General features: G+C 64.5%; 16 protein-coding genes and 1 pseudogene. 16 read left to right on the top strand and 1 reads right to left on the bottom strand.

The features are described from left to right. Window positions 1–16 precede the first annotated feature (16 nt). The 10 genes from QMX85_RS06865 to QMX85_RS06820 all read left to right on the top strand — a co-directional run bounded on the left by QMX85_RS06865 (window position 17) and on the right by QMX85_RS06820 (window position 10,156). Window positions 17–2,437, top strand: a complete 2,421-nt coding sequence (locus tag QMX85_RS06865; protein WP_282339385.1) for a phage tail tape measure protein — start codon at window positions 17–19, stop codon at window positions 2,435–2,437. Continuing rightward, window positions 2,434–3,810 carry a DNA circularization N-terminal domain-containing protein gene (locus QMX85_RS06860; RefSeq protein WP_282339384.1) on the top strand — a complete coding sequence of 459 codons (1,377 nt, stop codon included), beginning with the start codon at window positions 2,434–2,436 and terminating at the stop codon, window positions 3,808–3,810. The genes QMX85_RS06865 and QMX85_RS06860 overlap by 4 nt, the downstream gene beginning before the upstream one ends. Further along, window positions 3,794–4,909 carry a phage baseplate assembly protein gene (locus QMX85_RS06855; protein ID WP_282339383.1) on the top strand — a complete coding sequence of 372 codons (1,116 nt, stop codon included), beginning with the start codon at window positions 3,794–3,796 and terminating at the stop codon, window positions 4,907–4,909. The genes QMX85_RS06860 and QMX85_RS06855 overlap by 17 nt, the downstream gene beginning before the upstream one ends. Further along, entirely contained in the window at window positions 4,906–5,430 is a 525-nt protein-coding gene (locus tag QMX85_RS06850) for a phage baseplate assembly protein (protein ID WP_282339382.1), read from the top strand. Before QMX85_RS06855 ends, QMX85_RS06850 begins: the two co-directional genes overlap by 4 nt. A 365-nt stretch (window positions 5,431–5,795) precedes the next feature. After that, window positions 5,796–6,146 (top strand): phage GP46 family protein, encoded by a 351-nt coding sequence (locus tag QMX85_RS06845; protein ID WP_282339381.1) that lies wholly within the window; start codon window positions 5,796–5,798, stop codon window positions 6,144–6,146. Beyond that, window positions 6,146–7,216 (top strand): baseplate J/gp47 family protein, encoded by a 1,071-nt coding sequence (locus QMX85_RS06840; protein WP_282339380.1) that lies wholly within the window; start codon window positions 6,146–6,148, stop codon window positions 7,214–7,216. The genes QMX85_RS06845 and QMX85_RS06840 overlap by 1 nt, the downstream gene beginning before the upstream one ends. After that, entirely contained in the window at window positions 7,213–7,788 is a 576-nt protein-coding gene (locus QMX85_RS06835) for a putative phage tail protein (RefSeq protein WP_282339379.1), read from the top strand. Before QMX85_RS06840 ends, QMX85_RS06835 begins: the two co-directional genes overlap by 4 nt. Beyond that, window positions 7,788–9,062, top strand: coding sequence for a hypothetical protein (locus tag QMX85_RS06830; RefSeq protein ID WP_282339378.1), 1,275 nt, complete (start codon window positions 7,788–7,790; stop codon window positions 9,060–9,062). The genes QMX85_RS06835 and QMX85_RS06830 overlap by 1 nt, the downstream gene beginning before the upstream one ends. 15 nt (window positions 9,063–9,077) lie before the next feature. Then, on the top strand, window positions 9,078–9,497 hold the full coding sequence (locus tag QMX85_RS06825) for a hypothetical protein (RefSeq protein ID WP_282339377.1): 420 nt from the start codon (window positions 9,078–9,080) through the stop codon (window positions 9,495–9,497). After that, on the top strand, window positions 9,494–10,156 hold the full coding sequence (locus QMX85_RS06820) for a hypothetical protein (RefSeq protein ID WP_282339376.1): 663 nt from the start codon (window positions 9,494–9,496) through the stop codon (window positions 10,154–10,156). Before QMX85_RS06825 ends, QMX85_RS06820 begins: the two co-directional genes overlap by 4 nt. Here the strand turns inward: QMX85_RS06820 and QMX85_RS06815 are convergent. After that, complete coding sequence (locus QMX85_RS06815) at window positions 10,149–10,448, bottom strand: hypothetical protein (RefSeq protein WP_282339375.1); 300 nt, start codon at window positions 10,446–10,448, stop codon at window positions 10,149–10,151. The two genes, QMX85_RS06820 and QMX85_RS06815, sit on opposite strands and share 8 nt — an antisense overlap. Window positions 10,449–10,530: 82 nt before the next feature. Between QMX85_RS06815 and QMX85_RS06810 the strand changes: the two are divergent. From QMX85_RS06810 to QMX85_RS06785, 6 genes and pseudogenes are all read left to right on the top strand, one after another. Then, a pseudogene (locus QMX85_RS06810) lies at window positions 10,531–11,329 on the top strand (DNA adenine methylase). A 29-nt stretch (window positions 11,330–11,358) separates the two neighbouring features. Next, window positions 11,359–11,865: a hypothetical protein gene (locus QMX85_RS06805; protein WP_282339374.1), complete on the top strand. Its 507-nt coding sequence runs from the start codon at window positions 11,359–11,361 to the stop codon at window positions 11,863–11,865. Between the two features lie 289 nt (window positions 11,866–12,154). Then, window positions 12,155–13,942 (top strand): ABC transporter ATP-binding protein, encoded by a 1,788-nt coding sequence (locus QMX85_RS06800; RefSeq protein ID WP_282339373.1) that lies wholly within the window; start codon window positions 12,155–12,157, stop codon window positions 13,940–13,942. 3 nt (window positions 13,943–13,945) lie between these two features. Continuing rightward, window positions 13,946–14,164: a KTSC domain-containing protein gene (locus QMX85_RS06795; protein WP_282339372.1), complete on the top strand. Its 219-nt coding sequence runs from the start codon at window positions 13,946–13,948 to the stop codon at window positions 14,162–14,164. Between the two features lie 122 nt (window positions 14,165–14,286). Further along, entirely contained in the window at window positions 14,287–14,502 is a 216-nt protein-coding gene (locus tag QMX85_RS06790) for a dodecin (RefSeq protein WP_090224565.1), read from the top strand. A 49-nt stretch (window positions 14,503–14,551) separates the two neighbouring features. Beyond that, the gene (locus QMX85_RS06785) at window positions 14,552–14,776 is read left to right on the top strand and encodes a DUF1161 domain-containing protein (protein WP_273230935.1); all 225 of its coding nucleotides are present in this window, start codon (window positions 14,552–14,554) and stop codon (window positions 14,774–14,776) included. The last annotated feature ends 23 nt before the right edge of the window (window positions 14,777–14,799 follow it).

Genomic DNA, 14,799 nt, shown 5'->3' with positions numbered 1-14,799 from the left:
CTTATAAAGGCACCCTATGAGTTCCGATCTGCGCGTTGCGCTACGCATCCAGGCCACCAGCGGCAACAGCCGTCGCGAGATCGCCCAGGTCGAACGCGATCTGCGCCAGGCCGGCAAAGAGGGTGCTCGCTCGCTGGCGAACGAAAGCTGGAAGGCCGGAGCGGCGGTCGGCAACATCGGTCGCGTCGGGGCGGCCAGCTACAAGGTGATGCGCCAGGGCATGCGCGATGCTGCCCAGGGCGGCACCAACGTGCGGCTGGAGGTCAACAAGACCGCCGAGGAACTCAAGGCCATGTCGCAGGCTGCGCGAAAGGCCGCGCGCGACAGCAAAGCCGAGTTGCTACGGACGGAGCGCGAAGGCGTTCGCCCGCTGCGTGAAAGCGTCGACAAAACAGGCGGTTCATTCCGCCGTCTCGCGCAGACGGGAGGCCGCCAGCTCCGCACCCTCAAGACCGTGGCAGCCGGAGTGCGCTCCGAGTTCGACCGCATCAAGGGCGTCGCTGGCTCGGTGAATGGCCGGCTGGCCGGCCTCGGTGTGGGCATCGCTGTGGGGCAGCAGTTCGGTAGCAGCGCGGCCCTTGACCGAACCTTGATCCGCACTGGCCAAACGGCGGGAATGACCGCTGCGCAGCGCGAAGAGTGGCGCAATGAGGGCTTCCGTATCGCACGCGAGAACGGCATCGACCGCGACTCGGTGGATGCCGGGTTCAACACGTTGATCGCCTCCGGGGTGAGCTACAACGCATCGAAGCTGACCGCAGATGCCATCGGCCAGACGACAGCTGTAACCGGGGCGGATTCGTCCGTACTGGGCAAGGCGGTAGTGGCCGGGGCGAGCGCTTTCAATATCGATCTTGAGAAGCCTGGCGCGGCCCTCGATCTGCTGCAGAAGATGACCGTGGCGGGCCGGCTGGGTAACGCGGAGCTGGAGAATCTGGCGGACCTGTTCCCGAAAATCGGTGGCGCGGCGTCCAGCGCCGGCATGAGCATCCAGCAGGCGCTGGCGTTTACCGAAACCCTATCGACGGTGGAAATGCAGCCCGACCGTCTTGGCACGCTGGCCGAGTCGACCCTGCGCATCTTCAGCAACAAGCAGTACCGGGATCAGGTCACCAAGTCGACCGGTGTTCGGTTCTTCGACCAGGCCGGCAACTCCCGGAATCCCGAGGCGGTGTTCGGTGACCTCAAGCGCAAGTACGACAAGCTGACCACTCCCGAGCAGCGTGCCCAGTTTCAAGGCACCGTGTTCAAGGGTATGGACCAAGACACGGTCCGGGGTGCGCGGATCATGCTGACAGGCAATCGCCTGAAGACGTTCGCCAGCCAGGGCCGACAGATTGAGGCGGCCGACGCAGTCATCCAGCGCGACCGGAAAGAGAACACCGAAAGCGCCTCGGGCACTGCTGGCCGCATGCGCGCAACCTTGCGCGAAGCCATGGACCGCATGGCGCAGCCAATCAACAAGGCCCTGGCCGAGACCGGCACCTACCTGCTCGACGACCTGAACCTGTCCGGTGGCCAGCTTCTAGCGGGTGGCGCAGGCGTGCTCGCGGGCGGTTATTACGGCGGACGCGGTGCGAAGAAGCTCGGTGGAATGGTCGGCTCGAAGCTGTTCGGCGGCGCAGAGACGATGCGCAACATCGCAGTTGGCCGGGTGCTTGAAGAGGCGACAGGTGTGCAGTCGGTCTTCGTGACGAACTGGCCGGGCGCCTCGGGTACACCGGAGCTGCCTTCCTCTGGCGGCACTTCGGGCAAAGGCGGCTCTGGCAGCGGTAAGGGCGCTGGCTCAGCCGGCTGGTTGGCATTGGCCGGTCGATTCTCGCCCGCTTTAGCTGCCCTAGTAACTGCTGGTTCCTCGCCTGAGAACAGCGACGAGGACCGCCTCGCCATGGTCCCACGCAACAAGCTGATCAGTGATGGAGAAAGGGCCTACCAGTCCTCCTACTACCAGGCTCGCCTTGCGCTTGCCGACCAAGCTCCGGGCGATCTGCCTTATGCCCAGCGCGAGCAATGGCTAACCGACAATGCGCGCCGTATTGCCCAGCAGCAGTCCGGCCTAACCGCTTCCGGAGATTCGGTTGCCGACGCCCGCACCTGGGCAGGCGACCTGAACGCCCGACTGAACGCCACCATGATGGACAAGCCGGTGACCGGCATGGCGCTGCTGCAGCAAGGCAACTCGCAGCAGTTCCGCGACGACGTGAATGACCTGGTCAACGGCAGCGGCCAGTGGGCATCCATTGCCGCTGGCCGGCTGGGCGGGCCGGGCACCCAGGACACGTCCGGCCAGGACATGGCGCAGACGCTGAAAGCCCTGGTCGGGCAGATGCAAACCCTGGTCGGGCAGCCCCTCGTTGTCGAGGTGCGCTCGAACGATGACCACATCTATGCCACGGTCGAGCGCCGGGCAGGAATCGAAGCGAGGCGCGGCAAATGAGCTGGAGCGAAACCCTGCTGGATGCCAGCTATCGCGGCGTGAAGCTGCTGGTGATGAACGAGAACCTGCAAGCGCAACGCTCGCTCAGCGAGCACGGCGTGCCGTACCGCGACGGCGACGACGTAGAAGACCTCGGCCGTGGCGCCCGCCGCTTCGCCCTGAACGTCGTGCTGTTTGGCACCAACTACGAGATCGAGTTGCAGAATCTGCTGGCCGCGTTGGACACGTCCGGCCCCGGCGAGCTGATTCATCCGTTCTACGGCAGCGTGTCGGTGGTCGCTCAGGACTGGAACGTCCAGCACCACGCCGATCACCCGGACTACGCCGAGGTCTCGCTGCAGTTCCTTGAGCGCACGCCTGCCGAGCCGTTCTTCGCCCGGCAGTTCGAGTTCGTCGACGTGGGCGTGCTGGACAGCGACACCGGCCCGACCTGGCAAGACGGCCTGCTCGATCTGTTCGGCCAGATCGATGCACTGATGGCCACCGTGCAACAGTGGATCGGTGGGGGCTGGGTTGGCCTGCTTGAAAACGTCCTCGGCCTACCTGGTATCGGCCTGCGATTGGGCCAGCTGCGCAGCCAGATCGGCGGCGTTCTGGCTGGCGTCCTGGGCCTTTCTGGATCGAGTAAGAGCGCGGCCAGCTTCGACCCACTGTTCGATATTCCGCGCACTCCGGTCGAGATTCGGTCTGCCATCGGTGCCTATACCGACCCGGATTCGACGGCCGCTCCGCTGACGATCACCCGGTCGATACTGGCGCAGGACAACCTGCCGACCTCTATGCCGGGTGCTGCATCACTGGATGCCGACGCCGCACGCACTGCGACCGCCTTCATCGTCGCGGCACGCCAGGGCCAGGTGCTGACACCCGCGACCATCGCTGCTGTGCCGGCAGGGTTGCTTGAGCAGGCCGAGCCGGACCCGGTGCAGGCGACCGCCTGGGCGCTTGTCGCGCTGGTCATCACCGAGCTGGCACTGGCGCAAGCGTCGGCGGTGGCCACCGTGCTCGATGCCGAGAAGACCACGCCGACCCTCAACCCGGACGAGCTGGAAAGCCTGGTCGGTAGTGCGCGCGGTTTGGCACAGGCCGCCATCGTGCTGCACCGCCGCCTATACGGCGTCGAGCAAGCGCTGCAGGTCATCGAGCCGCTGCGTGCCGTCGCCGCCCTGGTACTCGCCACCGCGCGCCAGGTCGTGCTGCAGCGCCCGCCGCTGATCGAGCGCACCGTCGAAAGCGCCGCCTGCCTGCGCCTGCTCGCGCACCGTTGGTACGGCGACCATTCCCGCGCCGCCGAGCTGCTGCGTCTGAACCCGACGCTGCGCACGCCATACGTCATTGCCCAAGGCGAGGTGCTCCGTGCCTACGCAAGTTGATTCGATCCGCCTGACCATCGGCAGCCACGCCCATGACAACTGGGACGGATGGTCCGTCGAGAGCGACCTGCTGACGCCTGCCGATGCGTTCGAGCTGGAAGTGTTCACGCCGGGCGGCGAGAGCCTGCCCGAAGCGCTGCAGGAAGGCGCGCCGTGCAGCTTGACCCTGGACGGCGAACGCGTGCTGACCGGTGTGATCGACGAGATCGAGGAGGACATCTCTCGCCAGGGCCATGCGATCCGCATCACCGGCCGCGACCGCGCCGCCGTGCTGGTGGACTGCTCGACGCCCTTCGTTGCTCTACGCGAGGCCTCGCTCACGGACATCATTGACCAGGTCGTCAAACCGCTTGGCATCGACAAGGTCGAGGTGCGAGCGGCAAAGGCCGGCACTCGCCGCCGCGTGCAGATCGAGCCGGGGCAGACCGCCTGGGAGGCGCTGCTGCAAGTCGCCGAGGCGAACGGGCTGTGGCCATGGATGGAGCCAGACGGCCGGCTTGTCGTCGGTGGCCCAGACTATGAGGCGGCGCCAGTCGCCACCCTGATCATGCGTCGCGACGGCGTGGGCAATAACGTCCAACGCCTATCCGTTCGCCGCTCGATGCCCGGCCGCTACAGTCAGATCACGCTGCTGGGTCAGCATGGGCAGTACGAGGATGACGGCTACGACACCAGCCGGGCGCACCTGCGTTCGGTGGTGAAGGACGAGACGCTGGCCAAGCGCGGGATCTTCCGGCCGCGCGTGATCGTCGATAGCGCGAGCGAGAACCAGGACATGGCCACCACCCATGCCCGCAAGCTGTTGGCCGATAGCCGCCTGGAAGGCTTCGAGATGCGCGCAGTAGTACATGGCCATCGCAACGGCAAGGGTCAGGTCTGGGCGCCAGGTCAACGCATCATCGTGCAGAGCGAGCCGCACAAGGTCGACGGCACCTTCTTCCTGATGTCCCGCACCCTGCGCCTGACGCGCCAGGGCGCAATCACCGAGCTGCGGCTGCGCGAGGACAAGACGTGGGTGCTCGATGCCAATCCGCCCGCCAAGAAGAAGCGCAAGGGCGCCGCCGACGCCGCGCTGATGGAGTACTACAACAGCCTATGAGCCTGCTCAAGACGATGCGCAGCCAGGCCGTCCGCGAGCGGGCGAACTTCCGCCAGGCGTTCCGCGCGGTGGCCACCCGCAACAGCCATACCGGCGCGCAGATCGGCGTCCAGATGCAGGGGCTTGCCGGCGAGACCGTCAGCGGCGAGCTGATGCAGCACTACGGCTTCACCTCGGCGCCCTTGGCCGGGGCCGAGTACATCGTGTTGCCCATCGGCGGCAACTCGAAGCATGCCGTGGTCATCGCCTCCGAGGACGGCCGCTACCGGCTCAGGGTGGCTGATGGCGAGGTGGCGCTGTACACCGACGAAGGCGACTACATTCACATGAAGCGCGGGCGGCTGATCGAGATCGTTACCGAAACGCTGGTGGTGAAAGCCGGGCAAAAGGTGCGCTTCGAGACGCCCCTGGTCGAGGCGACTGGTGACATCCAGGACGCCACGCGCACCATGCAAGCCGACCGTGAGCTGTACAACGCGCACGCCCACCCGACAGGGAATCCGCCGAGGCCTCAGCAGTAGCGCTGCTTCAATCCGCACGGTTACGTTTGCCGGCTCTTTAGCTAGTATCGGAAGGAGGTTTACTAAACGGGGAAATCATATGGCAAGCCGGCAAGAAGCTATTGATCTGCTGATCGGAATCGTCAGGGAGGGTGGCCATGGAGCCGCAGTTGTCATGGGCGCCATTCGAGGACTAGGGCATGCAGGTGGCGCCGAGGCGAGAGACTGTTTGATTCATGTTCTCGTAAGCGGAGGATACGGAGGGGGGCTCAGAGAGGCAGCAGCGGCTGCCTTAGGGGAAGCAGCCAAAACTGATTAGGTTCAGCTGGAGCCTTAAACCCTCCTGAAACGCCGCCCCGCACGCACGCGGGGCACTCTGCCTGCCTATGGACGCAGGCATCAATCCCACCACCAAAGACCTCAGCGGCGAGCGCATCAGCTCGCTGGCCAACGCCGTTTATCTGCGGCTGGTCACGCCGCTTGGCACCTACTGGGCCGACCCCGTACTGGGCTCCCGGCTCTACCTCCTGCGCCGCGAAAAAGACCTGGCGCGCGTCTCCATCCTTGCCATCCAGTACGCCCGCGAAGCGCTCCAAGGGCTGCTCGATGACGGCCGCGCTCGCTCCATCGACATCACTGCCGAGCAGCCGCACGACGGCCGCCTGCTGCTGTTGATCGAGGTGGTCGACGCAGGTGGGCGAACTAGCACCTTCACCCATCATGTGCAGGTGGTCTGATGGCGTTCACTGCTCCGACCTATGAAACCCTCCGCGACGCGATCCTGCGCGAAATCGTCAGCCAACTGCCGGACGCCGACATCACCAGCGACAGCGACAACTTCGCGCGCTCGGCCGCCGTTGCTGCCGTCGTTGAAGGCATCTATCAGAAGCTCGCATGGCTCTATCGGCAGATTTTCCCGGACCTTTCTGATGATGAAGAGCTGCTGCACCACGCCGCGATTCGAGGGCTGACGCAGAAGGCAGCCACCGCCGCCACGGGCATCGCCTCAATCACCGGCACGGCGGGCAGCACGCTGCTCAGCGGGGCGCAGTTCCGGCACGTAGCGAGCGGCGAGCTGCTGACGTCCACCGCCGACGCGACCCTCGGCGTCAACGGTTCGGCCGCCGTGGCGCTCGTCTCGCAAAGCAAGGGCCTGGCACTGAACGCCCTGGACGGCGCCGTGCTACTGACCAGCCCGCCGCTGGGCATTGATGCCTCGGCGACGCTGTCAGCAGCGCTAACGGGCGGCACCGACGCGGAGACCATGGCCTCGCTGCTCGGCCGTCTGCTCGACATCATTCGCAACCCGCCCGCAGGCGGTGCCAAATACGACTACCGACGCTGGGCGCTTGAAGTGGACGGCGTGGCGACCGCTACCATCCTGCCGAAGCGGCGCGGACCGAACACGGTCGACGTGGTCATCACCGCAAGCGACGGCGCGCCCTCGGCCGAGGTTATCGCTGCGTGCGCCGCCCACATCGACGAAGTATGCCCGGTCACTGCCGAGGTGTTCGTCTACGCACCGCTGCTGACCGTCGTCGACGTGGTCGCCCAGGTCGAACTGGCAGACGGTTATCTGCTTCCGGACGTGCAGTCCGCCGCCGAGGCCGCCTGGGCGCAATCGGTCGGCGCGCTGCTGCCGGGCGATGTGCTCAAGCGCTCGCGCATCGAGACAATCATCGCCAACTTGGCAGGCGTAGTTGATCGCACGGTCATCAGCCCAACGGGCAACGTCGCGGCCACCAGCGTGGCCGGCGCGGTCGGTTGGATTCGGCCGGGCGCCATCACCCTGGAGCTGATGCCGTGACCGCTGTCGCCGACCAGCTCCGAGCCCTTTTACCGCCCGAGGCCTACGACGGCGCAGCGCCGATGCTCGCCGCGCTGATCCGCGCCGAGGCATCCGGGCTTGATACCGCGCTGCTGGCGGCGGATCGGCTGGAGGACAAAATCTGGTCCGACAACGGCGCCGGACTGGACGACTGGGAGCGCGTCCTCGGCTTGCCCGACCCGTGCCTAGCCTTCGAATCGCTCACCGTTCGCCAGCGCCTCGCCGCTGTGTCCGCCAAGTTGCGCGGCGTCGGCGGGCAAAGCCGTGCGTTCTTCATCGAGCTGGCGGCGAGCCTCGGCTATAGCGTCACCATCACCGAATTCCACCCGCCACGCGCCGGCCACTGCCGCGCCGGTGATCCCATCGCCGGCGACGGCTGGACCAGCGCCTGGCGCGTCAACGCCCCCGCCGTGACCGTCTTCCGGGCAGCAGCAGGCAGCGCCGCCGCAGGCGAAGCCCTCAGCGTGTGGGGCAACAAATCCCTCGAATGCAGGCTGAGCGCCATGGCGCCGGCCCATACCACCTTGATTTTCGGGTACGGAGCAAACTGATGCAGAAGATCGGGTACTACACCGATACCGCGAATGCGGATGATGAATTTACCGAAGGCAGCGCGGCGGGTGGCGTTGCGTCAACGCTTATCCGGGCCGAGTGGTTGAACTCGATCCAGCGCGAACTTGTGGCTCTCATCGAAGGGGCGGGGCTGGAGCTGGACTCGGCCAACGGGAATCAAGTGCGCGGCGCCGTTCTTGCAATGCTCGCCGGACTGGCCAAGTTAGCCAGCCCAGCATTCACTGGCACGCCTACTGCGCCTACCGCCGCGACGGGCAACAGCTCTACCCAGCTGGCAACAACGGCATTCGTACAAGCAGCAGTAGCCGCCCTGGTGAACCAGTCTCCGGCCACCCTAGACACCTTGGCCGAGATTGCTGCGGCGCTGGGCAACGATCCCAATTTCGCTACCACCATCACGACCCTACTCGGCCAGAAAGCCCCGCTGGCGTCGCCGGCTCTCACCGGAACGCCCACGGCGCCAACCGCGGCGGCGGGCACGAGCACCACCCAACTTGCGACCACGGCGTTTGTTGCCGCTGTACAAACGCTCCTGACCACGTTGATCAACGGGCGTGCGCCTATGGCAAGCCCCGCCTTCAGCGGTACGCCTACGGCCCCCACCGCCGCGACGGGCACCAGTACCACGCAGCTCGCAACCACGGCGTTCGTGCAAGCCGCCATTGCGGCGCTGGTGAATGCATCGCCGGCGACGCTCGACACCCTCGCCGAGATCGCCACGGCGTTGGGCAACGATCCCAATTTCGCCACCACCATCACTACCCTGATCGGGCAGAAGGCACCCCTGGCATCGCCGGCACTCACAGGCAAGCCTACGGCCCCTACTGCGGCTGTAGGCCTGAGCGACGGGCAGCTCGCGAACACAAATTTCGTGCAAATCGCCGTGCAGAACGCTGTCGCCGCACTCATTGCCGCGCTGCCAATCGCCAATTACTACGAAACGACAGTCAGCTACACCAACGGTGGCACGTTGACTATCACGCACGGCCTCGGCGTTGTTCCGAAGCTCGTCATGTTTGAACTTGTTGCTATTGCTGCAGTAAACGGGGTGGCAGTGGGCGAGAGCGCTGAATTGGGGGCTCAAGACTGCAGCAATAACCTGAATTCCTGGGGCGTCGAAGCGCGCAAGAAAACCACCTCGACCGTTACGGTCGTGATCGGCTTTAACGGCCTGACGATGTTCGCGGCAAATGGTGCTGTTAGCGGCGTAACAAGCGCGCAAGTACAACTGAAAGTGAAGGTTTTTGCGTAATCAAGGGGTAAAGGCATGGAATCAGATCAAGCAGTGGCCCAGGGCGAGCGGCTGAGCGTCCAGCGGTTCTATGTGAACGCTGACGGGGCATTTATCGGGTCGTGGGTGGATGCTCCCGAGCCCCCAACTGATGGGATCGAGGTGCCGTTTGGCCCGCAGTGGGCTGACCAGACTTGGGACTTCAGCACTGAGGCTTATGGCGCGAGCTTGCACGGGGCGTCGAGCGACGAGGACGCATGGCGGGAATCGGAGCTGCTGCTTATTGCAGAGCAATTGCTGATGATCGAAGACGCCGATCCGGCGGCAGCGCCAGGTTCAGCAACGCAATGGCGGGCCTATCGCGTTGCAGTCAGAGCATGGAAAGCGGGTAATGCTGCGTTCCCATTTGGTGTTCGACCGGTCAGCCCGGCGTCGACGGAGGACGCGCCGGTATGACCACCGTGACCTCTATTACGCCAATCAGTTGGCGCCTTCTGGCGCTCGGCTTGGCACAGACAGTCGGCCTCCTGGTGCTGCGCATCACGCTGGTGCTAGCAGGATTTGTGGTCGTCCCCCTGGCGCTCCCGTGGCGCAGCGTGAATGAGACTTCCCGCCAGCCCTTCACCGAGGCGGCAGGCGACTGGCTTCGCGTCATCTTGCCCGGCTGGGCTTGGCTATGGAGCAATGATCGGGATGGCGCAGCGGGCGACCGACGCGGCTGGTGGCATCTGAATGCACCTTTCGGGCTTGGCGCGTTTCACCCGCTCTCGATGCTGATCTGGCTGGCGTACCGGAACCCAGCAAACAACGCTCGATTCACACGATTCATGGGGTGCCCTGTTACCGAGTGCACCTTCGAGTTCTGGGGTGATGAAGTAGTGAAGGACAAGCCCGGACAGGGCGGCTTCCGCTTCCTGATCGCCACCCACCGCGAGAGTGGACGGCGCTACTTCGGCCTGTATTACGTCAAGTGCTGGAGCGATGCGCGGGCGCTGGTTGTACAGATCGGATTCAAGGGCGAGCCCTCGGATTGGGACGAGGACTACAGCAACGACGACAGCAAGCAGTGGAAGGGGCTGACGCTGGAAATCAACCCGTGGAAGGACATCAGTTGATCGGCGGGCTGACTTTGTATGCGCTCTGACTAGGGCCTGTCATCGGTTCTGATCCGGTTTTCGGTTCTCGCCTGTCGAGATGGAAGCCCCGATAGTCGCGACGATAAGTGGAGAACTCTTCTCGCAAGAACAGGCGAGCGCCCTCAGTGCCGCGTTCCTTCACCAGCAGGTCAAGTGCAAGTCGCGCCAGCTCGGCGGTGCTTTCTGGGCGGTGCACGAAAACCTGCTTCATGCTAGCGACTACAAGTGCGCTCACCTTGATATATGACGGGCTCTTAGGGGCGTTTTCCATATTGCATGCTCCAGAAAGGCCGCTTGATATGAGGTGACGGATACTGTTTGCCTATACAGTATATAGGTCACCCAAACCCCCGATGCAATCCTCTCCGATCATTCCATGGATGGGCGGCAAACGCCGCCTCGCTGACAAGCTTCTCCCTCTCTTTCCGCCGCATGAATGCTATGTGGAGGTCTTCGCCGGGGGGCGCCGCGCTGTTTTTCATGCGTCCGGTCCCAGCCAGGACCGAGGTGCTAAACGACATCAACGGCGAGCTAGTGAATCTCTACCGGGTTGTGCAGAACCACAACGAAGAGTTCGTCCGCCAGTTCAAGTGGGCGCTGTCGAGCCGCCAAATATTCAAGTGGGAACAGGACAAGCGCCCGGAGACCCTGACAGACATACAGCGGGCCGCCCGTTTCTTCTACCTGCAACAGCATGCCTTCGGTGGCAGAGTGGACGGCCAAACCTTCGGCACCGCCACCACCGGCCCAGCGATCAACCTGTGCCGCATCGAGGAGAACCTGTCGGCCGCCTATCTACGGCTGGCGGGCACTTACGTCGAGAACCTGAGCTGGCTGGCCTGCGTCGAGCGCTACGACCGGCCGCACACGTTCTTCTACATGGACCCGCCGTATTGGCAGACCGAAGGCTACGGCGTCGACTTCCCGTTCGAGCAGTACGAGCAAATGGCCGAGTTCATGAGGCGCTGCAAGGGCAAGGTGATGGTCAGCATCAACGACCACCCGGACATCCGCCGAGCGTTCGATGGCTTCCACATGGAGCAGCTGAGCATCAAATACAGCACCGGCAACCAGCGCCAGGGCGGCCAGCCGGCCAGTCAGGAACTGGTGATAATGAACTGGCAGCCAGAGGTGATGGGCGGGTTATTCTGAGGTCTCAAAACAAACCCAGGGATGAGCACATGGACGTTAACTGGACAGCAATATTGGTAGCCTTTTCAGCCGGCGCCACTGGAGTTATAGGGCCGCTGTTTCTTAGTGCACAGCAAGCGAGACGGGAGGCTCAGACAGTTAGGGCGGCAATCCTGGCCGAGGTTTCGGCGTTACTAGAAGTTATTGAAGATCGTGGTTACCTGTATGGGCTTCAGGAGTCCCAAGGCGAGCTTCTAACCTCTGAGCCGGATCAGCATGTCATCCAAGCGCAAGTAGCCATTACCGACAGCTACAAAAGCGTGTATCAGGCCTTCATCAGCCGGCTGGGCGCTCTTACTCCCCAGGAGGCATCGTTGGCCGTTCGATTTTATCAGTTGATCGAGGCTGTTAGAACAGATGTAGCTCCCGGAGGAGTTCTTTACGAAGGTAGCTCTGAGCCAGCGGATTTTGAGGAAACTGCCAGGTTACTCAACAAAGCCATTGCGGTTGGAAAGGAGCTCGCGGCGCTGAGTGCCAGTAAAAAGTCTTGGCTGTAGTGTCCCTTCCTAGATCGGCGGGTGCTGTGCCAAACATCCCGCTAACTCGCCTCCTTTCTGTTATGCCAAATCCAGTGCAGGACAGTGCCAAATCCGGCGCGCGCTTACACGATGCCACCCGGTGGAGGAAGGATGAGCTGCTGGAGCGACCTGCGTACCCGAAACTCTTCCCGCAGCGGCAAATCAGGATCCGGTCAACCGGCATCGCGCTCTGGGCGGCGAATTCGCGTTGAACCGGAGCAGGCCTGGCCCGTCGAACGCCAGTAGCCTTTTTTGGAGTGCAGCGCCCATGACCGTCCCCAGCCCGCGTCTGGCGACGCCGGTACTGCCGAGTCGTCCGGTGGCCTTCCTGATGCATTACGTGCGTCAGCGGCCCTGGCACTTCGGCGGCATGTTCCTGCTCATCGTCGGCGCTTCTGGCTGCGGCGTGGCGGTGCAGTACGGGATGAAGCTGCTGGTGGACGCGATGGCCACCGACGACCGCGTCAACGCCGCGGTATGGCCGCCCCTCGCGGTGTTCATCGGCCTGATCGTGCTGGAGAACGCGTTCTGGCGCGCCGGCGGCTGGCTCGGCTGCCGCACCGTGGTGTCGAGTTGCGTCGACGTGCGCGTCGACCTGTTCCGCTACCTCACCGGCCACCCGATGCGCTACTTCAGCGAACACTTCGCCGGCGCGCTGGGCAACCGCATCACCGCCACCGGCACCGCGGCGGGCTCCATCTTCGGCGGTCTAGCCTGGCGCATCATGCCGCCCTGCGTGGATTTCGCCGGCGCGGTGCTGGTGCTGCTGACCGTCGACGTGCGCATGGCGGTGACGCTGATCGGCTTCGTGCTGCTGGTGGCGGCGCTGATCACCGGGTTCGGTATCCTCGGCCGCTCCAAGCACCAGCGCTTCGCCGCCCAGGCCGCGCGGGTCGGCGGCGAGCTGGTGGACGTGGTCAGCAACGTTTGGACGATCAAGGCGTTCTCCGCCCGCGAACGCGAAAGTCGCCGCCTGGCCGAGGAGATCGGCGTCGAGGCGCTGGCCCACCGGCGCAGCTGGATGTACCTGGAAAAAGCCCGGGTGATCCACGACATCTGCCTGTCGGTGATGGCCGGCGGCATGCTGATCTGGGCCATCAGCCTGTGGCGTACCGGCAGCATCAGCGCCGGCGACGTGGTGATGGTCAGCACGCTGACCTTCCGCATCCTGCACGGCTCGCGCGAGCTGGCGCTGGCGTTGGTCGACACCACGCAGCAGCTCGGCGCCATCGCCGACACCCTGAAGATCATCGTGCAGCCGCATGCGCTGGACGACCCGGAAGCCAACCTGGCGCTGTCGCAGGGGCAGATCGAGTTCCGCGACGTGACCTTCCGCTACCCCGACGGCCGTCGCGTGTTCGAGCATTTCGAGCTGACCATCCCGGCCGGGCAGAAGGTCGGCATCGTCGGCTCCTCGGGCGCCGGCAAGTCGACCCTGATCAGCCTGATCCAGCGCCTCGACGACCCCCAGGCCGGGCGGGTGATGATCGATGGCCAGGACATCAGCGAAGTCAGCCAGGACAGCCTCCGCGAGCGTCTGGCGGTGGTGCCGCAGGAAGCCGCGCTGTTCAACCGGACGATCCGCGAGAACATCCGCTACGGCCGTCCGGACGCCACCGACGAGGACGTCGTGATGGCCGCGAAGAATGCCTTCTGCGACGCCTTCATCCGCGAGCTGCCGCAGGGCTACGACACCCTGGTGGGCGAGCGAGGGGTGATGCTCTCCGGTGGACAGCGCCAGCGCCTGGGCATCGCCCGCGCGTTCCTCAAGGATTCGCCGATCCTGATCCTCGACGAGGCGACCTCGGCCCTGGACACCCATTCCGAAGCGGAAATCCAGGCCGCCCTGGCCGACCTGATGCAGGGTCGCACCGTGGTGGCCGTGGCCCATCGGCTGTCCACGCTGGCCAGCTTCGACCGCATCGTCGTGCTGCAGAAAGGCGCCATCGTCGAGGACGGCCCGCCCGACGAGCTGCGCCGCCAGGGCGGACTCTTCCAGTCGCTGTGGACGATCCAGGCGGCCGGCTTCAAGCACGAGCAGTCAGACCGAGGCTGAGCCATGCGGCGCGAAGCGGTGGACTCGAGCAGCCTGCGCCGCGTCGGTTACTGCGAGGACAGCGCCGAGCTGGAGGTCGAGTTCGCCAGTGGCGCCTGCTATCGCTACGCCGGGGTGCCGCCGGAAGTCCATCGGGCGCTGCTCGCCGCGCCGTCCAAGGGCACCTGGTTCAACCGCGAGTTCAAGTCCTTCGGCTTCGCCTACGAGCGACTCGCCGACTAGCGCGCCGCGCCGGAAACGCCGCCTCGTTCATGCCATCGAACTTTTTCCGTGCATCTCCAGCCTGATTAAGTAGGCGGCCCAACCCGCGACGCTTCAATCACTCATCCCAAGGGGAGAAAGGCATGTCGGATCATCACACCTACAAGCTGGTCGAGCTGGTTGGCTCATCCACGACTACCATCGAAGATGCCATTAGCAACGCACTCGCCGAGGCGTCGAAGAGCGTCAAGCTGATGGAGTGGTTCGAAGTCGTGGAAACCCGTGGCCACATCGAGAACGGTGCGGTCGCGCATTACCAGGTCACCATCAAAGTCGGGTTCCGTGTCGAGCACAGCTAAGGCGCTGAAGACAGGGAAACCAGGGTCGTAAACAAACGAGGGAACGAAGATGAAAAGAGTACTGATGGCAGTGGGCTTGAGCGTGCTGGCTTCCTCGGCATTCGCCGCCGCCAAGCCCTGTGAGGAACTGAAGGCGGAAATCGCCGCGAAGATCGAGGCCAAGGGCGCGTCGGGCTTCACCCTCGAAGTGGTCGACAAGGGCGCGGCGGCGGATGGAAAGGTGGTCGGCAGCTGTGAAGCCGGCAGCAAGGAAATCGTCTATCGCAAAGGCTGATGCCTGCGCTGGAGCACAAAAAA

Origin of the sequence: Pseudomonas sp. PS02288, assembly GCF_029959715.1 — a bacterium.
Classification (GTDB): domain Bacteria; phylum Pseudomonadota; class Gammaproteobacteria; order Pseudomonadales; family Pseudomonadaceae; genus Pseudomonas_O; species Pseudomonas_O kuykendallii.
Note: the sequence above shows the minus strand (reverse complement) of the source record. Positions and strands in the feature narration are given on the sequence as shown.